This is a genomic window from Nitrospinota bacterium, assembly GCA_016235255.1.
Classification (GTDB): Bacteria; Nitrospinota_A; UBA7883; order UBA7883; family JACRLM01; genus JACRLM01.
The window spans coordinates 1-23,696 of record JACRLM010000016.1; the positions used below are offsets into that span (position 1 = coordinate 1).

The 23,696-nt window shown below is 58.4% G+C and carries 19 protein-coding genes; 9 read left to right on the forward strand and 10 right to left on the reverse strand.

The window, feature by feature from the left end; genetic code table 11:
* Positions 1-289 precede the first annotated feature (289 nt).
* Positions 290-1,969, reverse strand: a complete 1,680-nt coding sequence (locus tag HZB29_01760) for an SUMF1/EgtB/PvdO family nonheme iron enzyme (GenBank protein MBI5814317.1) — start codon at positions 1,967-1,969, stop codon at positions 290-292.
* A 226-nt stretch (positions 1,970-2,195) separates the two neighbouring features.
* Positions 2,196-3,017: a M48 family metallopeptidase gene (locus tag HZB29_01765; protein MBI5814318.1), complete on the reverse strand. Its 822-nt coding sequence runs from the start codon at positions 3,015-3,017 to the stop codon at positions 2,196-2,198.
* A 133-nt stretch (positions 3,018-3,150) separates the two neighbouring features.
* Between HZB29_01765 and HZB29_01770 the strand changes: the two genes are divergently transcribed.
* The 4 genes from HZB29_01770 to queC are packed head-to-tail and all read left to right on the forward strand — an operon-like array spanning position 3,151 to position 9,386.
* The gene (locus HZB29_01770; protein MBI5814319.1) at positions 3,151-5,211 is read left to right on the forward strand and encodes a diguanylate cyclase; all 2,061 of its coding nucleotides are present in this window, start codon (positions 3,151-3,153) and stop codon (positions 5,209-5,211) included.
* A gap of 20 nt (positions 5,212-5,231) precedes the next feature.
* Positions 5,232-7,877 (forward strand): alanine--tRNA ligase, encoded by a 2,646-nt coding sequence (gene alaS, locus HZB29_01775; protein ID MBI5814320.1) that lies wholly within the window; start codon positions 5,232-5,234, stop codon positions 7,875-7,877.
* 3 nt (positions 7,878-7,880) lie between these two features.
* Positions 7,881-8,663, forward strand: a complete 783-nt coding sequence (locus tag HZB29_01780; GenBank protein ID MBI5814321.1) for a DUF2064 domain-containing protein — start codon at positions 7,881-7,883, stop codon at positions 8,661-8,663.
* A gap of 39 nt (positions 8,664-8,702) precedes the next feature.
* Complete coding sequence (gene queC / locus HZB29_01785) at positions 8,703-9,386, forward strand: 7-cyano-7-deazaguanine synthase QueC (protein MBI5814322.1); 684 nt, start codon at positions 8,703-8,705, stop codon at positions 9,384-9,386.
* Between the two features lie 15 nt (positions 9,387-9,401).
* Here the strand turns inward: queC and HZB29_01790 are convergent, their stop codons facing one another.
* The 6 genes from HZB29_01790 to HZB29_01815 form a co-directional block, all read right to left on the reverse strand.
* Positions 9,402-9,668, reverse strand: a complete 267-nt coding sequence (locus HZB29_01790) for a zinc ribbon domain-containing protein (GenBank protein MBI5814323.1) — start codon at positions 9,666-9,668, stop codon at positions 9,402-9,404.
* A gap of 74 nt (positions 9,669-9,742) precedes the next feature.
* Positions 9,743-10,237 (reverse strand): peptidylprolyl isomerase, encoded by a 495-nt coding sequence (locus tag HZB29_01795; protein MBI5814324.1) that lies wholly within the window; start codon positions 10,235-10,237, stop codon positions 9,743-9,745.
* 222 nt (positions 10,238-10,459) lie between these two features.
* Positions 10,460-10,840 carry a YkgJ family cysteine cluster protein gene (locus tag HZB29_01800; protein ID MBI5814325.1) on the reverse strand — a complete coding sequence of 127 codons (381 nt, stop codon included), beginning with the start codon at positions 10,838-10,840 and terminating at the stop codon, positions 10,460-10,462.
* 95 nt (positions 10,841-10,935) lie between these two features.
* Positions 10,936-12,453 carry an NADPH-dependent glutamate synthase gene (gene gltA, locus HZB29_01805; GenBank protein ID MBI5814326.1) on the reverse strand — a complete coding sequence of 506 codons (1,518 nt, stop codon included), beginning with the start codon at positions 12,451-12,453 and terminating at the stop codon, positions 10,936-10,938.
* Between the two features lie 16 nt (positions 12,454-12,469).
* Positions 12,470-13,318, reverse strand: a complete 849-nt coding sequence (locus tag HZB29_01810; GenBank protein MBI5814327.1) for a sulfide/dihydroorotate dehydrogenase-like FAD/NAD-binding protein — start codon at positions 13,316-13,318, stop codon at positions 12,470-12,472.
* A 1,101-nt stretch (positions 13,319-14,419) separates the two neighbouring features.
* Entirely contained in the window at positions 14,420-15,826 is a 1,407-nt protein-coding gene (locus tag HZB29_01815) for a sigma-54-dependent Fis family transcriptional regulator (GenBank protein ID MBI5814328.1), read from the reverse strand.
* 190 nt (positions 15,827-16,016) lie between these two features.
* Here HZB29_01815 and nhaB point away from each other — a divergent pair, with 190 nt between their 5' ends.
* The 5 genes from nhaB to holA all read left to right on the forward strand — a co-directional run bounded on the left by nhaB (position 16,017) and on the right by holA (position 21,828).
* Complete coding sequence (gene nhaB / locus HZB29_01820; protein MBI5814329.1) at positions 16,017-17,495, forward strand: sodium/proton antiporter NhaB; 1,479 nt, start codon at positions 16,017-16,019, stop codon at positions 17,493-17,495.
* Positions 17,496-17,586: 91 nt separating this feature from the next.
* Positions 17,587-17,838, forward strand: a complete 252-nt coding sequence (locus HZB29_01825) for a hypothetical protein (GenBank protein MBI5814330.1) — start codon at positions 17,587-17,589, stop codon at positions 17,836-17,838.
* 24 nt (positions 17,839-17,862) lie between these two features.
* The gene (gene ligA, locus HZB29_01830) at positions 17,863-19,878 is read left to right on the forward strand and encodes an NAD-dependent DNA ligase LigA (protein ID MBI5814331.1); all 2,016 of its coding nucleotides are present in this window, start codon (positions 17,863-17,865) and stop codon (positions 19,876-19,878) included.
* Positions 19,879-19,966: 88 nt separating this feature from the next.
* Positions 19,967-20,695, forward strand: a complete 729-nt coding sequence (locus tag HZB29_01835) for a metallophosphoesterase family protein (GenBank protein MBI5814332.1) — start codon at positions 19,967-19,969, stop codon at positions 20,693-20,695.
* Positions 20,696-20,712: 17 nt separating this feature from the next.
* Entirely contained in the window at positions 20,713-21,828 is a 1,116-nt protein-coding gene (holA, locus tag HZB29_01840; GenBank protein ID MBI5814333.1) for a DNA polymerase III subunit delta, read from the forward strand.
* 8 nt (positions 21,829-21,836) lie between these two features.
* Here the strand turns inward: holA and rpsT are convergent, their stop codons facing one another.
* Both rpsT and HZB29_01850 read right to left on the reverse strand, forming a co-directional pair.
* Positions 21,837-22,100 (reverse strand): 30S ribosomal protein S20, encoded by a 264-nt coding sequence (gene rpsT / locus HZB29_01845; protein ID MBI5814334.1) that lies wholly within the window; start codon positions 22,098-22,100, stop codon positions 21,837-21,839.
* Between the two features lie 178 nt (positions 22,101-22,278).
* A complete protein-coding gene (locus tag HZB29_01850; protein MBI5814335.1) occupies positions 22,279-23,694 on the reverse strand; it encodes a V-type ATP synthase subunit B in 1,416 nt (471 codons plus the stop codon).
* Positions 23,695-23,696 lie beyond the last annotated feature (2 nt).

Here is a 23,696-nt window from a genome sequence, read left to right on the forward strand (position 1 = left end):
AGGCTAAAGCGGGCTCCATGGGGGGCACAAAACAGTCGTTGTCTGAGCGCAAAGAGGCCGTCAATCCGCAATTACGGGGTAAATGATGGATCAAAACCACGATGCTGGAATTATGCAAAGGTCTCCTTTACAAGGGGGAGTACGCCGAAGGCGGGAGGGGGTAATCATTGCGCGAAGTTACCGTGGATCGTTTACCACCCCGTCGGCTTGCGCCGCTTTTTCCCCTCCTTATAAAAGGAGGGGAAATGGCAGGGGCGCCGCTTGCCGCGCCCTCTTAGCGTTGCCCTTGTTACTGGGCGCAACGAAAACCTCTAAGGTAGGACGTATCGGCCGGATTGAAGTCGACGCGGTCGGCCGCCCGGGCGTAGATAGATTGACGCTCCCACGACCCGCCGCGAACGATTTTCGTACCTGAGTCCACCACATTCTCAGGATCGTTCACCGGGCTTGTGGCATAGTAGTTCGCGTCATACCAGTCGCTCACCCATTCCCACATGTTCCCCGCCATGTCATACAAACCAATCGAATTGGCAGCGTAATTCCCAACCGGCGCTGGGCCGCCGCCCACTGAAGTCGCCGCGTTATAACAGCCGCCTCCATTCCAAATGTTAGCCGTAGTGCAGTCTATATTGTCGCTCCCCGTGCCATACCGCACCACCTGCCCGCCGTTCCGGGCGGCGTATTCCCATTCCGCTTCCGTCGGCAGACGTTTACCCTGAGCTGAACAATAGTCGGATGCGTTCTGCCATGTCACCTTCTCAACGGGATAAGTCGAAGTGTCCGCCGGAAGCGTCCCCTCGTTCGCCTGCACAAACCACGATGGGTTGACCCCGCTGTTCCATGCCGTGTAATCCCCCTGCGTCACCTCCTTGGCGTCCATATAGAAAGTTGACACGCACACGTTATGCAGAAGCTCATCGACTTCTTCCCCCAACCAATTGTCCCCCATGTCAAAACAACCTCCGGTGACTAGAACCATGCCGGCGGGGGTTGATGAGCCGGCGGACGCCTGCGTGTACGCGCAACTGCCGTCATCCACTGTGGCCGTGGGATTGTAATTGCTGGCCGATTGGTTCGTGCATCCCCGATAAGTGCAATCCCCGGCGCTGGTGGCCTCGGGATTCCAATTGCTCCCCGATGGATCCATGCACCCCTCGATATTCAATATCGGCGACGGTATGTTTATCGCGCCAACGGTTATCTGGCTGGCGTTTGTCCCATTGCCCAAAAACTCACCCGCCGCCGCGGGCAGGCCGAGCATGACGTCCTGATTGCGCCCTTCATTTATCTTCGTGTCGCTCAAGTCCCGCTCCAACCGGGCGATCACTTCCCGCAACTGGCCCGGTTCATATCCCCTGTTTGCCGACGATTGGGACAACGCCGCGAGTATCAGCCCATACCGGGCAGAATCGCTGTTCGGATCGGACTGTTCGGAGCCGTTTGTCAAATCATCCGGGGTGACATGGGTGATGTCCACCCCCTCCAGCCCGAAGTTCGCGGCGATGTTCGCGTTTGCGTTGGTTATGGCGGCGGTCATGGACTCCCCGTCGTTTATCCTTTGCCTGGCCTGGGCGGTGGCGATGGTGGTGATGGCTGTCACCGCCACATTCTCCCCTGCCGCAACGCCGTTTGAATACATAGCCTGAAGTTCCTTGCCGGCAAAATCCACCGTCACCCCTGTCGCCTCGTCCACATACGACCCGCCGGAGACGGCGATCTCCACCGCCCCCGTGAAGGATTGGTTGAACGAGAATCTGCCGTCCGCCCCGGTGGTGGTCTGCGCCAGAACCGCGCCGCGCGTTCCGTCCGCGTTGAGTTGGTACACCGTCACCGTGCCGCCGATTATCGGTCCCTTGGAAGCGCGCCCGGTGATGGAAACTGACTGCGAAGATTGACCTGAAGATGACGAAGAGGTGGAGGAAGATTTGCCGCCGTCACACGCGGCAATAGCGCCAACGAAGATAAGCAATAAAACAGCTATTAAAGGATTACGTCTTGCTTGCTTGCTTGCTTGCTTGCTTGCTTGCTTCGCAACATTGGTACCGTCCCCCTCAGATTTAGCCGTTATGGCGATTTAAGAAATTTGATTCAATTCAGGTTTCAGCCTTAATACCAGATAAATATTGATGTTGTCAATAACTTAAAATACCTGGGTGCGAAAATGGAGCAATGCCAGGGATAAAAGGGGCGGCGGTTTAAAACAACGGCTCGCCATATCCTTTTTTCGCGCCGCGTTCATACTCCGCCATCGCTTCCGGCATCACGCTTGTTATCTGATCTATCCGCGCCCCATGGACAGGATGGGCGGAAAGAAAACCGCTTTTGCCCTCCGGCTCGGCGTTTTCCCCGTATTCCCTGAACCGTTCCCAGAACTTAACGGCCTCTCGCGGGTCATATCCGGCCCTGGCCATGTACAAGACACCCAGGTGATCGGCCTCAAACTCGTGGTACCTCGAATAAGGCAGGGTGAACACCACCGCAACACCCGCCCCGTATATTTTTCTTATCAGCTCCTTGACTCTTTCGTCAATGCCCAGCCCTTCGGCCAGAAACTCTTTCCCTGCGTCCGCCAGGTTAGCCTGGCTGAGCCTTTCGGCCCCGTGACGCGCCACGGCATGGGCGATCTCGTGCCCCATCACCGCCGCAAGCCCCGCCTCGTTTTCCGCGATCGGCAGGATGCCCGTGTTCACCGCGACCTTGCCCCCCGGCATGCAAAAAGCGTTGGGCGCTTCCGATTCGATAAGGTTGAACTCCCATTTCATCCCATCCGCTCCGCTCGCCACGGCTATGGCGCGCCCCACCCTTTCAACAATTGAGATTAGCCTGGCGTCGCGCGAGATCCTCGATTTGGCGAGCACTTCACGGTATGTCTGCTCTCCGATGCTCTCTTCCTTTTGCTTGTCGATGAGGATAAGCTGCGGGCGCTTTGTCTCCGGGACCGTCGAACAGGAGATAAGCGGAACTAAAGCAAGAGCGGCGGTGACCAGCCGGAAAACAGGGCGACAGGTAACAGGCATATTGATGGTAAATCCCGCCGTTTTAAGCTTACTTTGCCCTTTGTGATGAGTTATATTTATAACATAAAATCAAGCTTTTAGTGTGCCCATGGAACCAAAGCCCCTTAAGTCCCGCCCCGATGGGGCGCCTTCAGTGCTGCTGGTGGATGACGAGGAAGTTGTGCGAAAGTCGCTCACCCGCCTGCTGGAAAACGACGGGTACGCGGTCACAGCGTCCGCCAGCGGGGAAGAAGCGCTGAATCATGTGCGATCCACCTCCTTTGACGTGCTTTTATGCGATTACAAAATGCCGGGGATGAACGGGCTTGAGACCTGCGCCGCCGCCAAGACATTAAGGCCGGACATGGCCTGCATCCTGATAACCGGCGCCGGGAGCGACCAGGTGATCATCGAAGCGTTCACCATGGGGAAGGTTGACCATTACCTGGCAAAACCCTTCTCCGGCGACGAACTGCGCAATGCCATGAGCTACGGGCTCAAGGAAGCGGGCTCCCGCTACATGACGCGGCGTTTTGGAGAAGAGCTAAGACGCAAGGTGGAAGAGGCCACCGGAGAATTGCTGGAAAAGAACCGGCTTTTGCGGCAAAGGGAGCAGGAGGCGGCCGCGCTAAACCAAAAGTTGCAGGAAGAGCACGAGCGTCTGTTAAAACTCAACGAAAAGCTGGGAACCCTTTCAGTGACCGACGGGCTGACCTCCCTTTTCAACTTCCGGCATTTCACAAACCGGCTGGCGGAGGAATTCTACCGGGCGCGGCGGTATGGCGGGGCGCTGTCGCTTCTGATGATAGACCTGGACGATTTCAAGCCTGTAAACGATGTGTTCGGCCACCTTGCGGGGGACGAAGTCCTGAAAAGCATCGCGGATATCCTGCGGACATCCAGCCGCACGGCGGACCTTGCGGCCAGGTATGGCGGGGAGGAATTCGCCATGGTGCTCCCGGAGGTGGGGCTGGACGGAGCCGCGCTTAGCGCCGAGCGCCTGCGCCAGGGCATAGCGGAGATGTCCGTCAATTTCTCCGGGGCGCAGATAAAGGTGACCGCCTCCATCGGCGTGGCGGCGCTGGACAGCGGCTCGATGAACGCCCCTCAGGACCTGGTAAAGTCCGCCGACCTGGCGCTGTATCACGCCAAGGAGACCGGGAAAAATTGCGTCGCCATTTTGAGGGACGGGCAGGTGCGGGCCATGGGCAAGGAGAACATCATCACCGAAGGCTCCCGCGCCGGGATCCATGCGGTATTGGACAAGATGACTATGGAGGCGGAAAGCGCCGAAGAGGTGGCCGGTTATTTCACCAAGGCGCTCAAGGACGCGTTCACCGACAACGGGAGCGAGTTTTACATTTCCGTCAGGATTGCCGGCCCGTCCGGCGAAATGATGGAACGGGCTTCCATGGGATCATATTCCGGCTTCCACGACCTTCAGACGCTGGCGCGGGAAACAGCGCACAACCGCGTTCCCAAAATATATGATGATCCTAAGGATCCGCTTTCGGCTTTCCCGGTACTGTCAGGCGGAAAAACAGCGGAGGGTGCGGGCTTGACCGGAGCGTTATTATTGAACCGGATACCTTCTTCGCTTGGATTTCTTTCCAGGCTGGCAGCCGACCTTGGCGAAGCCCTTTGCGCCGTGGAAGAACGGCGGCAGGCCAAGGATCTGATCAACCGCCGGGAAGCGCTCGACGCACTGCTTGGCGACACCGCCGGGGACGCTTCCAATGAAGAGGACTGGTGGGCGCCTCTGAAAAAACGGGGGGATCGGCTAAAGGAAATATTGGGGGCGCGGGGCGTGTGGGTATATACATTCAATCCGCCGGGCGTCTCCCTGAGCCTTGAGTCCGGCGAGGCTGTGACAGCTCCATTGGCGCGCAAACCAGACGCCTCCGGGAGCGTGGCCGAAAGAGTGTTCCACAGGATGTCCACCGGGACGACTGTGCTGCGGCGAAGGGAGCCGGAGTTGGAAGAAGCGTTCGCTTTGACGGGGCTTGCCATGCCATCGTTGCCCGCCGCCATCCGGCCTCTTTGGGGGGCCGGACACCTATGGGGCGCGCTGGTCCTCACGGAGCCTTATGGCGGAGCGTTCGCCGGAGGGATTGAAGACCTGGTGGAAGCTTTATGCCCCACTCTGCTTTTCATGATTTATAATGAACGTCGCCAAATTAACGGAAAAACATCCACGGAAAGAAAAAACGCTTGATGAAGACTGAATCAAAAGTGATGAGTGGCTCGGAAGTGAGGCGCAAGTTCCTGGAATACTTCGCGGGAAAAGAACACGCGGCGGTGCGCTCCGCCCCCCTTGTCCCCGGCAACGATCCAACCCTGCTTTTCACCAACGCAGGGATGGTGCCTTTCAAGGACGTGTTCCTGGGAGTGGACAAGAGGCCGTATAAACGGGCCGTGTCCGCCCAGAAATGCCTGCGCGTTTCCGGCAAGCACAACGACCTGGAGACTGTCGGCCGAACGGCGCGCCATCACACGTTTTTCGAGATGCTCGGCAATTTTTCCTTTGGGGACTATTTCAAGGAAAAAGCCATAGATCTGGCCTGGGAGTTCATGGCAAAAAACATGGAACTGCCGGTGGAGAAACTCTATATAACCGTTTACAAGGACGACGACGACGCGGCGCGGATCTGGGAGAAAAACATCGGCATACCGGCCGGCAGGATATACAGGTTTGGCGAGAAGGACAACTTCTGGTCCATGGGAGACACCGGCCCCTGCGGCCCATGCTCCGAGATACATTACGACCGGGGCGAAAAATATAAATGCGCCAACCCGAATTGCGGGATCGACTGTGAGTGCGACAGGTTTCTGGAGCTTTGGAACCTGGTATTCATGCAGTATAACCGCGACTCCGCAGGCAAGCTGACGCCGCTGCCAAATCCAAGCATAGACACAGGCATGGGGCTGGAGCGGCTTGTTTCCGTGATCCAGGGAAAGGACACAAACTTCGACACGGACCTGATTCTTCCCGTCATAAGGCACATGGAAAGGATCGCGGAGCGCAAATACCCCGAAGATCCGAAATCCGATATCTCTTTTCGGGTGATAGGCGACCATGCCCGGGCGGTAACATTCCTGCTGGCGGACGGTGTGATGCCATCCAACGAAGGGCGTGGCTATGTGCTTCGGCGGATCCTGCGGCGGGCCTTGCGCCACGGCAGGATGCTCGGCGTAACGGAGCCTTTCGCCCACAAGCTGACGGACACCGTGATCGAAACGATGAAGGATGCCTATCCCGAACTTGCCCATCATGAGCGCGTGATCCGGGGGGTGACTTTGGCCGAGGAACAGGGCTTTGGGGCCACGCTCGAATACGGGATGAACCTTATCGCGGAGATGATAGAGGCCGCAAAGGCCAACACCGGCGGGATCATCCCCGGCGCCGAGGCGTTCAAGCTTTACGACACTTACGGATTCCCGATGGACCTGGCCGTGGAGATCGCCGTGGACGCCAACGTGTCCATAGACATGGCGGGATTCAACGCGCAGATGACGGGCCAGCGTGAGAAAGCGCGCAAGTCCTGGAAGGGCGGGAGCGGCGAGGGGGAAATCAATCCGGTCTATAAAAAAGTTTCGGACGGCGTTCCGCCCACGGTGTTCCTGGGATACGAAAATCAGATCGCGAAGACCAAGGTCTTGGGAATAGTCAAAAAAGGCGAAGTGGCGGGAAGCGCTTCCGCGGGGGACGAGGCGGAGCTTCTTTTGGCGGCCACCCCTTTTTACGCCGAATCCGGCGGGCAGGTGGGCGATACGGGGATCATTTACCACGACTCGTTCCGGGCTGAGGTCTCCGGCGTTTCAAAGCCCGATGGCACTCACTGGTTCCACAAGGTCTCCATAATTTCCGGTTCCGTCAAACCACTGGACACTGTGACCGCCAAGATAGACGGAGACCGGCGCGATGACGTGCGCAAGAACCACTCGGCCACACACCTTCTCCACGCCGCGCTGCGCCAGGCGCTCGGTTCGCACATAAAACAGGCGGGCTCGCTTGTGAGCGGCGAAAGGCTCCGCTTCGACTATACCCATTTCACCGCCCCCGCCCGGGAGGAGATCGAACGGGTGGAGCGGATCGTCAACGAGCGGGTGATGGAGAACATGCTGGTGAGCACGGAGGTGAAGGGGCTGGAGGAAGCCATGACCGCCGGGGCGACCGCGCTTTTCGGCGAGAAATACGGCGATAAGGTACGGGTGGTGACCATGGGAGGCTTTTCGCAGGAACTTTGCGGCGGAACCCATGTGAAAGCCACCGGGGACATCGGCCTTTTCCGGATCGTATCTGAAGGAGGCGTGGCCGCCGGGGTGCGCCGTATCGAAGCGGTGACCGGGCATGGAGCGCTCGACCAGGTCAAGCGGCTGGACCAGGAAATCGCCGCCGTGGCGGAGGCGTTAAAATCGCAGCCGTCAGGTCTGCCGGACAAAGTGAAAAAGTTGTCCGACCGGATGCGCGACCTTGAAAAGGAAAACAGGAAGCTCAAGGAAAAGCTGTTCTCCGGCAAAAGCGGCGGATCGGATGGTGACGCCGTGGAGGTGGATGGCGTGAAGGTGTTGGCCCAGGAACTCGACGGGGCGGACGCGGAGGCGTTGCGCTCTTTCGTGGACAGCCAGAAAAACCGCCTCGGCTCGGCTGTCATAGTGGCTGCGAGCGCCGTGGAGGGAAAGGCGATAATCACCGTGGGCGTCACGGCGGACCTTGTTGGCCGGATTCAGGCCGGCAAGGTGGTAAAAGAGGTTGCCGCCATTGTGGGGGGCGGCGGAGGCGGCCGGCCGGATTTCGCCCAGGCCGGCGGAAAGAACCCGGAAAAGATCGGCGAGGCGGTTGAAGCCGCCGCTTCCATCGTCAAAAAACTTCTCGCGTAGCCGATGAAGACACTCATAATATTCGGCAAGGCCCCTGTGCCCGGATTTGTGAAGACCAGGCTTGCGTCGTCCACATGCCTGTCCGAGGAGCAGGTCTGCTCCGTTTACGAGGCGTTTTTAAAGGACATAGTATCGGTGGCCGCGTTGACCTCGGCGGAGACCATCCTGATAAGCTACACACCGGACGGGGAAGAAAAAAGGCTCCGGGACCTTATTCGCGGGCAAAACCTGGGGACCCGCAATGAAAGGCGTTTCGTATTCACCCCGCAGACCGGCGAAACCTATGCCGAACGGGTGGCGAACGCTTTTTCGGCCGCGGCCAAGTTCGAAGGCGAGGCGGTGGTGATGATCAGGACGGACGCTCCCGTGCTAAAGCCTGAAATAATAGACGGAGCTTTCGAGTTCATAATCTCCCGTTCCGGAGTCACCCTTGGGCCGAGCGGCGCCGGAAGCGTTTACCTGATAGGGCATCCCGGCGGGATGGCGCTGGATTTCTCCCGGGTGTTCACGGAAGGTTCGGAGATAGAAAACCTTTTGGGCCAGGCCCGAGGCGGGAATATGCCGCTAAAGCTCCTTCCCGAGATACTGGACGTGACGCTGGAGGGGGAATTGATAACGCTCATCGGCGTGATGCGCGCCCTTGCCTACCAGCGCAAGTTTGAAAGCCAGGTGTTCCCCATGAGCACTTTCAAGGTGATCGAGGACCTTGGGCTTGAAATAGTCCGATCCGGTGAAGATGGCTCAATAAAACAAATCGCCTTTTCCAAGAGTGTTCCCGCTTCGTGAACACGGCGGGCCGTCTCCAGGCTTTTACAGTGACACGCCATGCCTGATGCGGTGGTGCTCCTCTCCGGCGGACTGGACTCGGCCACAACCCTTGCCTTCGCCAGAAGCGAAGGTTTCTCCGTTTACGCCATAAGTTTCGACTATGGGCAGCGCCACCGGGTGGAGCTTGAGCGCGGGGAACTGATCGCCAAAAACCTTGGCGCCGTGGAGCGCAAGGTGATCAAGGTGGACCTGGCGGCGATCGGCGGCTCGGCCCTCACATCGAACATCGCTGTGCCAAAGGCCGCCCCCGGATCTCCGGTGGCGGGGGGAGTGCCGGTAACGTACGTTCCGGCGCGAAACACCATTTTCCTCTCCCTTGCGCTAGGCTACGCCGAAACGCTGGGCACGGGGGACATCTTCATCGGCGTCAACGCGCTGGACTACTCCGGCTATCCGGACTGCCGCCCCGAGTACATAAGGGCTTTTGAGGCGATGGCAAACCTTGCCACAAAAGCGGCTGTGGAGGGAATTGTGCGGGTCCATGTGCGCACGCCGCTTATCAAAATGACAAAAAGGGAAATAATAGAAACGGGCGCAAAGCTGGGGGTGGACTTCTCGCTCACCGTGTCGTGCTACGATCCGGGCGTAAACGGCGAACCTTGCATGATGTGCGACTCTTGCCGCCTGCGCGCCAAGGGTTTTGCGGAAGCCGGGATGGCCGATCCGGCGTTAAAAAGCTGAACCGGCCTGGATTGCTTAATCCGGCTTGACTGTGGTGGACGAGGTTTTGGTCTCAGTCCCGCCACTGGACGGCGACTCTTTCTTCGCCCCGCCCGACCCGCTTTTCGGATAATCGGTCTTATACCATCCCGTCCCTTTAAGATGGAACGCGTTGGCGGAAATAAGCTTTGTCAGCTTCCCGCCGCACCCGCCTGAATGCTTTTTAAGCGGAGCGTCGGAAATCTTCTGGTTTACTTCCATGTGTTCGCCGCACTTGGCGCAAACGTACTCGTAAATAGGCATCTTTACTAAAACTCCCAAACTTGCCTGTTGACCGCATCTATATAAGAGCGGCCCAGCCCGATGTCAAGCGCCCCCTACTTCGCGGGGCGCTCCTCGATTTTCACCGTCATTTCCACCCTGTCGATTGGATTGTCCCGCGCGTCGCGCTTTTCGGCCACGACCTTGTCCGCCACGTCCATCCCCTCGATCACCTCGCCGAATATGGAATACTGGCCGTCCAGCCATCCGGAATCCTGCGTGACGATGAAGAACTGGGAACCGGCGCTGTCCGGATCCATCGCCCGGGCGGCGGAGACCATGCCGCGTTTGTGGTGAAGCTTTGAAAACTCCGCCTTTATGTTGTAGCCGGGCCCGCCCATGCCGTGCCGGCCCCGGTTGGCGGCGTCCTTGGAATTCGGGTCGCCCCCCTGTATCATGAAGCCCGGGATCACCCTGTGGAACGTGGTGCCGTCGAAAAAGCCGGACTTGGCCAGCTTCTTGAAACTCTCCACATGCTTTGGCGCCACATCGTCGAGAAACTTGATCACTATCTTCCCGTGTTTTGTCTCCAGAACGGCGACTTCCGTCATTTTTCCATCCTTCTTTTTCATTACCGTTGATTCCTTGGAGGCCGCCCCTTTTTTTCCCGAATCCTTGGGCTTCCCATATCCCTGGGCGAAAGCGGCCCCGCCGCATATGGCCGCCGCGAAAACCAGCGCAATGGCTGCTGATGTCACATATCTCATCTTTTCAGGCCCTCAAATCAAAAATAAAATAATACCAGAAATCCCACGGAGCGGCGCGGACGATTATCAGGCGCGCCCTTTTTGCCCGGCCCCTCTTTTCTTCCGCCGGTTGTCAAAATAGCGCTGCAGCTTTTCCGGCGTTTCGAACATGACGTCGAATATTTCGAAAAAATACTCGCAGTCCGGCGGGTTGTGCTCGCGGCACACGTCGGGGCGCCGCGCGTATATGGTGCACCTGTTGTTTTCGTTGAGGTATCTGCACCCGCCATGGACTATCATGTACCACCGCCGGGAGCGGATGAAGAATCTGGTGTTCGTGAAGTGGAGCTGCCACACAAGGTCGTCCTCCTCCGTCTTTGTCCGTGGAGGGGGGATGGAATGCTCCACCCCATAACAGCACAGGGCGGGGCACCCTTCGCAGGTTGCCTTTTCCTTTTCAGGTCTCATCTTTAATCCCTTGCCGCGCCATGCAAATAAGCATTAAAAAAAGGGGCGGCATTAAAACCGCCCCCCGATTCAAAACTCGCCAGTAACCTCTCGTTTTACGCCCCGTGGGCCGGGCGTTTGCCCGCCGTGAACCTTCCCTCCCACTGGACGCCAGGGGCGTTCGGGTCTGTGGGGATGTTCAACTCGTAATTGAACTGCCCTGTCAGGTACTCGTGGATGTGAAGGGCGGCGTTTTTCGCCTGGCCCATGGCCAGGATCACCGTGGAACCGCCGGTTATGGCGTCCCCGCCGGCGAAAACGCCCTTCTTGGTGGTGTGGCACGTGACCGGGTCCACCATGAGTATCCCCCACTTGTTCGTGCGAAGCTCCGGAGTGACGGTTGGTATCACCGGATTCACGTCGCAGCCCAGTGAGAAGACCACCGTGTCTATCTCGTCCACGAAAAACTCGCCTGTGGGCAGAGGTTTGCGCCGGCCGGAATCGTCCGGCTCGGACAGTTTCATTTTCTCGCACTTGATGCCCTTGACGAAGTTTTTATCGTCGCCGATGAACTCCACCGGGTTTGACAGCCATTTAAAGTCGATGAACTCCTGCTCCGCGTGCTCAAGCTCCTCTGTCCTTGCGGGAGCCTCGTCGCGCGAACGGCGGTAATAGCATGTCACCTCCGCCCCCAGCCTTTTGCCGGTGCGAAGCACGTCCATTGCGGTGTTCCCGGCGCCGATGACCCCAAGCCTCTTGCCCTGATAAAGGGGAGTGGGGTAATTGGGAAAATCATTGGCGTGCATCAGGTAAATGCGGGTCAGGTACTCGTTGGCGGAATAGACGCCGTTGAGGTTTTCACCCTTGATGCCAAGCATTTTCGGCAGCCCTGCGCCAGAGCCGATGAACACGGCGTCAAACTTTTCATTGTCCATCAGGTCGTCTATGGTCAATATCTTGCCTATGATCATGTTATAGGCGAACTCCACCCCCATGTCGGCCAGGAGCTTCAGATCATCGTCTATTATCTCCAGCGGCAGGCGGAACCTGGGGATGCCATACACCATAACGCCGCCGCCCCTGTGGAACGCCTCGAAAACGGTGACCTCGTGGCCGCGGACGCGAAGCTCATAGGCCGCCGTAAGCCCTGCCGGGCCGGCGCCTATCACCGCCACGCGCTTGCCGGTGGAGGCCGGTATCTTCGGCATCCGGTCTAGCTTGTGCTCCCGTTCGTAGTCCGCCACAAACCGCTCCAGGTTTCCTATGCCCACCGGATCGTTCTTTTTGCCCACCACGCACACCGCCTCGCACTGCTTGTCCTGCGGGCACACCCTGCCGCAGGCGGCCGGCAGGAAGTTGGTCTCGCGGATCTTTTTCGCCGCCGCGGCCACGTCTCCCTGCTCGACAAGCTTGATGAACGCCGGAATGTCGATTCCAACGGGGCACCCGCCCACGCATTCAGGCTTCTTGCACTGGATGCAGCGGCTGGCCTCGTCGCGCGCCTGTTCCATGGAGTAGCCGATCGGCACCTCCAGGAAGTTCTGGACGCGCAGCCCGGCGTCGTTCAACGGCAATATGTTGCGCGGTTTTTTCATCCGCTCTTTCTGGCTTAAACCCTTCTTTTCCTCGGCCATGGTAAAACTTGCTCCCTTATCCTTTAAGAAACGCCTCTAGGGCGATCTTTTCCTTGTCCACGAACATCTTCTGGCGCTTGACCAGCTCATCAAAGTCCACCTTGTGCCCGTCGAAATCCGGCCCGTGGAAACAGGCGAATTTCGTCTTGCCGTCAACGCTTACGCGGCAGGCGCCGCACATCCCGGTGCCGTCCACCATGATGGCGTTCAGGCTCACCCATGTCTCGATCTGCTTCTCCTTGGTCATCTTGCTCACCGCCACCATCATCGGGACAGGGCCGACGGCCAGCACAGTGGAGACCTTCTCCCGCGACATGATCTTCTCCAGTGCGTGCGTGACGAAACCTTCTATGCCGATCGAGCCGTCGTTGGTGGTGAGGAACACCTCGTCGCACACCCCCTTAAGCTCGTCCACCATGATTAAAAGGTCTTTCGAGCGTGCGCCGACTATGCCATAGACCTTGTTGCCAAGAGCCTTCAAGTCCCTGGCGGTGGGGATCACCGCGCCGGTTCCGTAGCCGCCGCCGATCACCACGCATGCGCCGTCGTACTTGGCCACGTGGGAACGCTGGCCCAGCGGGCCGACCACGTCCTGAAACGCATCGCCCACTTCCTTGCGGACGGCCTCTGTGGAGGTCCTCCCGGCGGCCATTATGATTATCTCGATATATCCTTTTTCCCGGTCCCATCCTGCGATGGAAAGGGGTATGCGCTCGCTCTTGGCGGTGGGCCGCATGATGATGAACTGGCCGGCCTGGATTTTCCGCGCCAGAAGCGGAGCGTTGAACTTAAAGTAGAATGTGTTCGGGCAAAGCTCCCGTTTTTCCAGAACCGTGAATTGCTGATGATACCTGCCAGTTGACATGTTTCCCCCGTTACCGCCTGTTCCATGAGTGCAATAGTGCAGTTGATATTCCGCCTCGTGCCGGACGATAAAAGCGCTGTCCCAGTCGAAATTGTCCAGCCCGAGTATGGCCCGAAACGCCTTGTTGGCCTTTTCCACGTTGTCCGCCGTGAAATAGGAGTTTCGCACCCCCTTGCCAAGCGCCCGCACAGCGTGGCGGCGCACAAGGGGGGACGGGTCTGAAATCCCGGCGAAAAGCTTGTCAAACAAAAGCCCCCTGTCCCTGTCCGAAAAATGGACGGGCAAGACCCTGTTGAACAGCCTGCCGGCGCAGTACATGGCCGACGACTTTAGCTGCTTGTCCGCCGAGTCCAAAAGCCGCATCAGCTTCGGCAGGCTTTTGACCACCGCCGGATCAGTGAAATGCCCGGCGGCCAACAGAAGGTTGATCTGCGAATAGGGCACGTCCTTGTTCTTTTCAAAGGCGGCGATGGCCTTTTCGACCGCCGGAGCGCCGATGAGCCCCAATGCGCGGGCGAAATGCTCCGCCGACTCGGCGTCCGCGTCCGCCAGTTGGTCTATCAGCCATTCCACCACGTCCGAACCGAAGGATGCTATCAGCTCTTCGGCCTTGCCGATCACCGAAAGCAGCTCCTCGTTGCCGGAATGATCCCGGTAAAACACCGTTGATATGGCGTTTGCCAGTTCCACCTTTTGCTCCGCGGAAAGGTCGGCTGGATTTATCTCTTCAAGCGCCGCTCTTAAATTTGCCGCCTTTTGCGAGGCGAACCTGCTGATTAACGTTTTGATCTCGTCGGTCATTTAAAAGGCTCCCATTGAAAATAACCGGGAAAGACAAAGGCTTCCCATCCATCTGTCCAAATTATCATTATACTACGTTACGGATTCTCCATCGGCCTGGGGGCAGGCGCCCCACCACGGGCAAAACGAAAAATCGAAAAACTCGATATTAGCTAACGGGCACAATAAATGCAATTAATTTTGTATGCGGGGGGGAGCGCCACCTTCCCAATATGTATTATTGAAGCTTCGGGCTGATTTAGACCACGTCTTAATCATCCTCTGCAACTGTGGCGCAATGCAACCGGTTGTTTCCGGTATTTACTCCCCCTCTTCGTCCCCTTTGTCCTCATGGTCATGCCCGCCGATGCCGTATTTGGCCAGTTTGTAGCGGAACGAGCGGAATGTCAGGTTGACGAGTTTGGCCGCCTCTTTTTTCTTTCCACCGCTTTTTTCCAGCGCCTTTAAAAGCAGGTCTTTTTCAATGGAGCTTACCACCGCCTCCAGGTCCACCCCCCCTTCGGGCATGTCCAGCGCCCCTTCTTTTAATTCCACGTTCGAAAAGCGCACGTAGTCGGGCAGGTTTTCAGTCTCTATGCGGGGCCCCGTGGCCAGCACCACGGCGCGTTCGATCACGTTTTCAAGCTCGCGCACGTTGCCGCGCCAATGGTGGTTTTCAAGCAAAGTCATAGCGTCGCCGGATATGGAGGCTATGCGCCGGTTGTCCTCATGCGCGTATTTTTCTATGAACCGGTTGACGAGTATGGGTATGTCATCCTTGCGGTCGCGCAACGGCGGGATGCTCAGGGTGATTATGTTGAGCCGGTAGAAAAAATCCTCGCGGAACCTGCCGGCCTTGATAAGCTCCTCGAGGTTCTGGTTGGTGGCGGCGATCACCCGGATGTCCACCTTTATGTCCTTTACACCCCCCACCCGCTTGAATTCGCGCTCCTGGAGCACCCGCAGCATCTTCACCTGGATGGTCTGGGGCGCTTCCCCCACTTCGTCGAAAAAGAAGGTCCCCTCGTCGGCTATTTCCAACAATCCCTTTTTGTCCGCCACGGCGCCGGTGAAAGCCCCTTTCTGGTGGCCGAAAAGCTCCGATTCGAGAAGCTGTTCGGGCATGGCGCCGCAGTTGATGGAGTGGAACGGCTTGTCCTTGCGGTCCGAGAGGTAATGGATGGCCTTGGCCACAAGCTCCTTGCCTGTGCCCGATTCGCCGGTGATGAGCACTGTGGAGCGGCTGTTGGCCACCTTGCGGATAAGCTTGAAAAGCTGCGTCATCTTTTCAGATTTGCCCAGAAGGCCCCCGATGCTGTAGGTCTGCGTCACCTCGTCCTGGAGCCTGCGAAGCTCCGCCTTGTCCCTCCGCCGCTCCAGGGCCTTTGCGATGGTGAGCTTTATCTCGTCCACCTTGAAGGGCTTTGTGATGTAGTCGTAGGCGCCCATTTTCATCGCTTCCACGGCGGTGTCTGTGGAGGCGTAGGCGGTGATCATTATCACGGGCAGGTCGGGGTCTTTTCCCATGGCCTGGCGCAGCACCGCCATGCCGCCGGCCTTTGGCATATTGATGTCGCTTATCACAAGGTCGGGCTCGCGGTTTGTGATGGCGTCCATCGCCTCTTCGGCGGTGGAGGCGGTGATCACCTCGTGCCCCTCCCTGTTGAGCATGATCTCCAGAAACTCGGTCATGCTCTTTTCGTCGTCGGCCACTAAAACTGTAAACATATGAGCCTATTGATGTTACGTGTAAGCGCGGGCACGCTGCCCATGTTTTTCCCGATGGTAGCCCATTTACATTAAGCCGGGTAAATTATTTACATCGGCATATGCCGTATTTTGCGGCGTTAAGGGTTTTATAACGGTAAAATCACTTCTCATGATAGCCGTGATGGACAAAAGCTGATTTTCCAGGTCGATGAATACTCTGAAAGACTTCAAACGCAACTTCATGGGGGGCGCCCCGGACTGGTACAAGGGGGCGATTGTCCTGTTCCTCCTGGCCAATGTGGCGTTGCGAGCGGTCAGCCCGTTTTGGGCGGGATGGGCGTTGATTCTTGAGTTCATCTTCACCCTTGTAATGGCGTTAAAGTGCTACCCGCTCCAGCCGGGCGGCCTGCTGGCGCTGGAGGCGGTAATTCTGGGACTGGCCACGCCGGAAAGCGTTTACGAAGAAACCCGGCAAAACTTCCCGGTGATATTGCTGCTGATGTTCATGGTGGCCGCGATATTTTTCATGAAAGAAGCGCTCGTCCACCTGTTCACCGGCGTCATTGTAAAAGTCCGATCAAAGATGGCGGTGTCGCTTATCTTCCTTGGACTGGGGGCATTCCTTTCCGCTTTTCTGGACGCTCTTACGGTGATCGCGGTGATGATCGCCGTGGCCACGGGATTTTTCGAGGTGTACCAGCGATATGCGTCCGCCGCCGGAGAGGGCGATTCGGACATCCAGTCCGCGGACAGGCATAAGGAGGACCTGGACAATTTCAGGGGATTCCTGCGCAACATTATGATGCACGGCGCCGTCGGGACGGCGTTGGGCGGCGTCACCACGTTGGTCGGCGAACCTCAGAACCTTCTGATCGGCCATCTGATGGGATGGAATTTCCCGGAATTTTTCATCAAATCGGCTCCGGTCACCATGCCTACTCTGGCCATAGGATTTCTGACATGCGCCGCCGTTGAGGCGCTTGGAGTGGCCGGCTATGGTTGCCGCCTGCCGGATAAAGTCCGCGAAGCGCTGGCCGGGCACGCGGCCGCGCAGTCGCTGGAAATTGACGGACGGGAAAAGCTGAAAATCGCCGTGCAGGTGATTATGGGAGCCGCCCTTATTTTGGCCCTGGCTTTTCACGTGGCGGAGGTGGGGCTTATCGGTCTTTCACTGATAATCCTGCTCACCACTTTAAACGGCGTAACCGACGAGCGCCAGATCGGCAAGGCGTTCCAGGAAGCGCTGCCGTTCACCGCGTTGCTTGTGGTGTTCTTCGCCATTGTGGCGGTGATCCACCAGCAGGACCTTTTCGGGAACATAATTCACTGGACGATGTCGCTGGACGGCCGGGCGCAGCTTGCCGCCTTCTACGCCGCGGCGGGGATACTGTCATCTATCAGCGACAACGTATTCGTGGCCACCATCTACATCAACGAGGCCAAGGGGGCGTTTGACGCGGGGCTTATAACCAGGGAGCAGTTCGACCTTATCGCCGTGGCGGTGAACACCGGCACGAACATTCCAAGTGTGGCCACGCCGAACGGCCAGGCTGCCTTTTTATTCCTGCTCACTTCGGCCATCGCCGGGATGATCCGCCTGTCATATGGAAGGATGCTCATCCTGGCCCTGCCATACACCATCACAATGACCGCAGTTGGATTTATGGCCGTGTGGTCGCTGTTGTGACTTGCTTACCCCGTGAACAGGAGGCGTGATATAATCGGAAATCCGCGGCGCGGAAAAAGCCGCGCTCACTATAACATGATGAAGTGGTTTGATGAAGGACACTATCAGGTTTGACATTATCTACGGCAAGTGCGCCAAATGCGGCGGGCCGCTGTTTTTCACCCAGACCATAGACTGGGAAGGGGCGAGGGTCAACTCGCTGCAATGCTGGAACGGCCACTACGAGAGCATCGAGGTGAGCAACTTCCAGTTCATGGACGAGCGCAGCTTAACGCGCGAACAGATTGAAAGCATCCTGCCGTTCATCGGGTTCGTCCGGGTGGACGAGCGTCCGGGCGGGTGACAAAGCGTATCCCGCGCCCATCCCGTGGCTGACGGCGTTTCCCGCAGGCTCGAAAAGCTCCGTGACGAAATAAGGCGTCACGAGCGTCTCTATTACGTCGATAACAGCCCCGAAATATCCGACTCCCAGTTTGACGCGCTCATGCGCGAGCTTGTGGACCTGGAGTCCAAACATCCCGAGCTTGTGACGGAGGACTCCCCGGCCCTGCGTGTCGGCGGGGAGCCTGCCGACGAACTTAAACCGGTGGCCCATAATCCCAACGTCCCGATGCTCTCGCTGGACAACGCGTACAGCCTTGGGGAATTGGAGGAATTCGGCGGGCGTTTGGTGAAAAACCTTGGCGAGGAGCCTGCCTGTACGGTGGAGCCGAAAATAGACGGCCTTGGCGTTTCATTGATCTACGAGGACGGAGTTTTCGTCCAGGGGGCCACAAGGGGGGACGGGGTGACCGGCGAAGAGGTCACCGCAAATCTCAGGACCATCCACTCCATACCATTGCGCGTGCATCCGCCCCGCGGCCTTAAACGGTTCGAGGTGCGCGGGGAGGTGTATATGCCGCGCGACGCGTTTGAGTCGGTCAACAGCCAGCGCGAGGCCGAAGGGCTTGCGCTGTTCGCCAATCCGCGCAACTGCGCCGCAGGCTCGCTTCGCCAGCTTGATCCGAAAGTGACCGCGTCCCGAAACCTGGACATGTTCGTTTACGCCTTCATCCCCACCGGACAGGATGGCAGGCCGGTGAAAGTGGTGGACTCGCATCACGCGGCCATGGCGCTTCTGGCCGCGATGGGATTCAAGCAGGCCGGCGTTAAGTTGTGCAAGGGAATGAAAGAAGTGGCGGAAGAAGTGGCCCGGTTCGGCGGAAAGCGGGACACGCTGGGATTTGACGTGGACGGGGTGGTGGTGAAGGTGGACTCATACAGGCTGCAGGCGGAGCTTGGCGCCACATCCAAGTTCCCCAGATGGGCGATAGCATTTAAATACCCGGCCCAGCAGGCCACCACCAGAGTGCTGGACATACAGGTGCAGGTGGGCCGCACCGGGGCGCTTACCCCTGTGGCCATATTAGAGCCAGTGGAGATATCCGGCTCCACGGTGGCCCGGGCCACGCTCCACAATGAGGACGAAATCAGGCGCAAGGACATACGCATCGGCGACACTGTGTTCGTGGAAAAGGGGGGCGAAGTGATCCCGAAAGTCGTGAAGGTGGTGGAATCGAAAAGGACCGGGGCCGAGCGCGTGTTCCACATGCCGCAAAAATGCCCCGCCTGCGGCTCGGCGGTGTTCCGCCCGGAGGGGGAGGTGGTGGCAAGGTGCGCCGGATCGGCCTGCCCCGCCCAATTGCTGGAAAAACTGCGCCACTTCTCCTCGCGCGGGGCGATGGACATAGAGCATGTGGGCCCTGCGCTCATAGAGCAACTTCTGGCGCGGGGGCTTGTCCATGACGTTTCCGGGCTGTACCGCCTCCGGCGCGATGATTTGACGGGCCTTGAACGGATGGCGGACAAATCGGCGGACAATGTGATGGAGGCGATAAACAAAAGCAGGGCCCAGCCGCTCCACAGGCTCCTTTTCGCCCTTGGCATCCGGTATGTTGGGGCGAGGGTGGCGAAGATACTGGCGAAAAATTTCGATTCGATGGACAGCCTGGCGAAAGCCAGCGAGGCGGAGCTTAAGGCCATACCGGAGATCGGGCCATCCGTGGCGCAAAGCGTGGTGGTGTTCTTCGCCCAGGAATCGAATGTCCGCCTGGTGGAAAGCCTGCGCGAGGCGGGGGTGAACCTGAAAGGGGACAAAAAAGCGTCCGGCGGCGCGCTCGCCGGAAAACAATTTGTGATCACCGGCACGCTTGCGTCCATGGGGCGCAACGAGGCGAAGGAGAGCATAGAGTCCATGGGCGGCCGCGTAACTTCCGCTGTAAGCAAAAAAACTGACTATGTCGTCGCCGGAGCCGATCCGGGATCAAAGGTTGAAAAGGCGGGGGAACTTGGAGTCAAAATTATCGGGGAAAAGGAATTTCTTGACTTGCTTGGGCAAAAGTAATCACCCCGATCCCATAATTTCGTTAGACGTTGTATAATCGCATCCTTGATGTTAATGTACAGTAAGGAAAACATTCATCGTATTACCAATGCGTTACGCCCTGATATCGGACATTCATTCAAACATTGAGGCTTTTGACGCGGTCCTGCGGGACATTGATTCCACAGGCGCGGACAGGCTCTTGTTCTTAGGCGACATAATCGGCTACGGCCCCAATCCCAACGAATGCCTGGACAGGCTTTTGCAGGTGGCGGACCTTTCGCTGGGTGGAAACCATGACTGGGCCGTGGTGGGCAAGACGCCGGACGACTATTTCAACCCCTTCGCAAAACAGGCGGTGGACTGGACGGCGGCCACATTGCGGGACGACCACAAGGACTTTTTGAAAAGGACCCGCGCGGCGGACACTTTTGACGGATTCCAGGTGGCCCATTCCACCCCTTTGTATCCGGAGGAATGGCGCTATATCATGTCGCAAAAAGAGGCGCTGGAGAATTACGGCAGCCTCACCTCGCAGGTATGTTTCATCGGCCATTCGCATCAGCCGCTGGTGATCGAATACGATGGGCCGGCATCCATCAAAGTGTCCAAGGAGACCGGGTACACTCTTGATCCGGCAAAAAAATACATAATCAACATCGGATCCGTCGGCCAGCCGAGGGACTCGAACATCAACTCGTGCTGGGCCCTTTACGATTCCGAGGAAGGGACTGTGACCTTCCGGCGGGTCCCATATGACATCGAGGCGGTGCAACGCAAGATGGCCGAGGCCAACCTCCCCCGCTACCTGATAGACAGGTTGGCGGTGGGCCGGTAAGGCCTCCGGCGCCTCATATGCCAGTTTTGGCCCATCCTGCTTTCAACTCCTCCATGGCGCCGGAAAAGTTCCAGAGGGCTCCTGTATATCTTTTCTACGGCCCGGCGGCGCTCATGCTAAACGAGGCTGCGGCGCTGGTCCGGGAGCGTCTGGCCAATGATATTTCCGCCGACAATTATTTTCACCATCTGGCGGTGGGCGCGAGGCGGAGAAAAAGTGAAGACGAGGGGGACGAATCGCCTTCGTCAAAGGGGGACGACGGCGGAACGGTGTCCGGGGCCGGCATCGCCGCATTGCTTAACACCATGTCCATGTTCGGCGGTGGGAAGCTTGTGTGGGCAGGGCCACTGGAATGGCTCAACAAGGAGGACATGGAAAGCCTGGCCTCCTACGCCGCCGATCCAAACCCCCAATCCACCCTTATCGTAAGCTACATCACGGACAAACGGAGCGATCCGTTTGAAAAATCCGGCCTTGTGAAAAACGCGGCCAAATCGGGGGTGGTGGTAAAACTCCCGGCTCCCGAAGGGGAAAGGGTGCGTGAATGGGCTGTGTCCAGGTTCGGCCGGATGGGGAAAAAAATATCCACGGACGCGGCGCAGAGGCTTTGCGACCTGGCCGGGGGGGACGTGGACAGGCTTGCGGCGGAGATAGAAAAACTGGCCCTTTATGCCGGGGAGTCCGATCAGGTCACCATGGACTCGGTGGAGGAAATGGTAAGCGACCATCGTGAAAACGAGATATGGGACCTTACCGGCGCCATAAGCCGCGGCAATCTTCCCTCGGCGGTGGCGGCGCTGGAAAACCTTCTGGCAAACAACAGACCGCCGCAGATGATACTAAAATCGCTGACCACGGAAGTGATGAGGCTTTATTGCGCAAGACGCTTTAAGGCAGACGGCAGGCCGGAGACTGAATTTGCCCCGGCTGTGGGGGCGCATCCATTCGCGGTGAGAAACACCTGGCGCGACGCGGACAAATGGCCGGCGCAACGGGCGTTATCGGCGATGCGTGGGGTGATGGAGACAAACATGAGCCTGATGAGAAGCGGGGCCGAGCCGCACTCGGCCCTGTACAGGCTGGTGATGGAATTGTGCGGCGGGAACCAGCCCGCCGCGTCCAGACAAGGCTGAGGGAGAGGTTATTTAAGCTTCGCGAGCTTTGACGCCAGCCGCGAGACCCTCCGGGAAGCGTTATTCTTGTGGATCACGCCTTTCGAAGCGGCGGTCAAAAGGGCCTTCTGGGCCTCCGCAAGCGCCGCCGTGGCCGCCTGCCTGTCTCCCGACGTGAGGGCCGCGCCCGCTTTTTTCACCGCCGTGCGCGCCGCGGACCGGACCGCCGTATTGCGCACATTCCTTCTTTTGCTCTGGCGGACTCTTTTTTCCGCCGACTTGTGGTTAGGCACCTTGAATCACTCCCAAATCTGCTATGTAAAAACGATTATTATGTGTTTTGCGGCCCGGCAAGTCAATCATTAATTTGCGATTTGATTTTACTGACGGCGCCTTTTTCTTTGTAATGGGCGGGTTTAAAACCCGCCCCTACGGGAGGTGCGTTTGGAATCTGCGTGCAACAATGGCTGCTCAACCGGAGTGGTTGACCGCGCCATTGTTGTTCTCCAGCTTCGGCCTGTACTTTGCGATGAAATCCCGGCTCACGCGCACTAGCTCCGTGTCCGGCATGGTGGCCATCAGCCTCCATCCGGCCTCCAAAGTCTCCGTCATGGTGCGGCTTTGGCTCCCCTGCCCCAGGAACTCACTCTCGAACATCTCCGCGAATTTAAGGTAGCTCCTGTCGGTCTCGCTCAAGCCTTCCTCGCCGATGATGGAGGCCACGCGCCGCTGCTCCATGCCACGGGCGTAGAGCATGTAAAGCTGGTCACTCCATTGCCGGTGGTCCTCCCGCGTCCGCCCCGGCCCGATGCCGTGATCCATCAGCCTCGAAAGGCTCGGCAACACGTTGATTGGGGGGAACACCCCTTTGCGGTGAAGCCCCCGGTCAAGCACTATCTGGCCTTCTGTTATGTAACCGGTGAGATCCGGCACCGGGTGGGTGATGTCGTCGTCGGGCATGGTCAATATCGGCGTCTGCGTGACGGAGCCTTTGCGCCCCTTGATCCTCCCCGCTCGTTCGTATATCCCGGCAAGGTCGGTGTACATGTATCCGGGATAACCCCGCCTGCCGGGGATTTCCTCCCGGGACGATGACACTTCGCGCAGCGCGTTGCAGTAATGGGTCATGTCCGTGAGCACCACGAGGGCCTGCATGTCCAGCTCAAACGCCAGGTATTCGGCGGCGGTGAGGGCGAAACGGGGGGTCAATAGTCTTTCGATCACCGGGTCGTCGGCAAGGTTCAAGAACACTACCGAATGCTCTATGGCGCCGGAGGCCATGAAGGCGCCCATGAAATAATCGGCCTCCCGCGAGGTGATCCCCATTGCGGCGAACACCAGGGCGAACTGCTCCCCCTCCTTTGGCGCGCCGGCGTTTGCGATGATGTGGGTGGCGATCTCGTTGGCCGGAAGTCCCGCCCCGGAGAATATGGGAAGTTTCTGGCCGCGCACCAGTGTGTTCATGCCGTCTATCGCCGATATTCCTGTCTGGATAAAGTCCCTTGGCATGTCCCTCTGCACCGGATTGATGGCCGAGCCGTGGATCCCCCGCCTTACAAACGGCGGAGGCTCCGGCATCCCGTCCATGGCCGTCCCCGCTCCGGAGAACACCCGGCCGAGGATCAGCGGAGAGAGGTTTATCGCCGCCCCTTCTTCCGAGAACCGCACCACGGTGGTGTCCGGGTTAATCTTTCCCGTCGGCCCGAACACCTGCGCCACGGCGAACCGTTCGCTAAGCTCTATGATCTGCCCGGCGCGCATGTCGTCCGCGCCGACGATGATTGTCACAAGGTCCCCGAGCGCCGCGCGGCTCGGCCTGCTGATGAACAGCAATGGCCCTTTCACCGACTCTATGGTCCTGTATTCCGCGGAAAGAAGGTCGCGCATTT

What these genes read in the sequence shown, in the direction of transcription:
- HZB29_01780 (MBI5814321.1), top strand. Translation starts at nt 7,881, where the DNA reads ATGAAGACACTCATAATATTCGGCAAGGCCCCTGTGCCCGGATTTGTG.
- HZB29_01765 (MBI5814318.1), bottom strand. Translation starts at nt 3,017, where the DNA reads ATGCCTGTTACCTGTCGCCCTGTTTTCCGGCTGGTCACCGCCGCTCTT.
- alaS (MBI5814320.1), top strand. Translation starts at nt 5,232, where the DNA reads ATGAGTGGCTCGGAAGTGAGGCGCAAGTTCCTGGAATACTTCGCGGGA.
- queC (MBI5814322.1), top strand. Translation starts at nt 8,703, where the DNA reads ATGCCTGATGCGGTGGTGCTCCTCTCCGGCGGACTGGACTCGGCCACA.
- holA (MBI5814333.1), top strand. Translation starts at nt 20,713, where the DNA reads ATGCCAGTTTTGGCCCATCCTGCTTTCAACTCCTCCATGGCGCCGGAA.
- gltA (MBI5814326.1), bottom strand. Translation starts at nt 12,453, where the DNA reads ATGGCCGAGGAAAAGAAGGGTTTAAGCCAGAAAGAGCGGATGAAAAAA.
- nhaB (MBI5814329.1), top strand. Translation starts at nt 16,017, where the DNA reads ATGAATACTCTGAAAGACTTCAAACGCAACTTCATGGGGGGCGCCCCG.
- HZB29_01810 (MBI5814327.1), bottom strand. Translation starts at nt 13,318, where the DNA reads ATGTCAACTGGCAGGTATCATCAGCAATTCACGGTTCTGGAAAAACGG.
- HZB29_01795 (MBI5814324.1), bottom strand. Translation starts at nt 10,237, where the DNA reads ATGACGGAAGTCGCCGTTCTGGAGACAAAACACGGGAAGATAGTGATC.
- HZB29_01800 (MBI5814325.1), bottom strand. Translation starts at nt 10,840, where the DNA reads ATGAGACCTGAAAAGGAAAAGGCAACCTGCGAAGGGTGCCCCGCCCTG.
- HZB29_01850 (MBI5814335.1), bottom strand. Translation starts at nt 23,694, where the DNA reads ATGCGCGACCTTCTTTCCGCGGAATACAGGACCATAGAGTCGGTGAAA.
- HZB29_01815 (MBI5814328.1), bottom strand. Translation starts at nt 15,826, where the DNA reads ATGTTTACAGTTTTAGTGGCCGACGACGAAAAGAGCATGACCGAGTTT.
- HZB29_01790 (MBI5814323.1), bottom strand. Translation starts at nt 9,668, where the DNA reads ATGCCTATTTACGAGTACGTTTGCGCCAAGTGCGGCGAACACATGGAA.
- HZB29_01825 (MBI5814330.1), top strand. Translation starts at nt 17,587, where the DNA reads ATGAAGGACACTATCAGGTTTGACATTATCTACGGCAAGTGCGCCAAA.
- HZB29_01835 (MBI5814332.1), top strand. Translation starts at nt 19,967, where the DNA reads ATGCGTTACGCCCTGATATCGGACATTCATTCAAACATTGAGGCTTTT.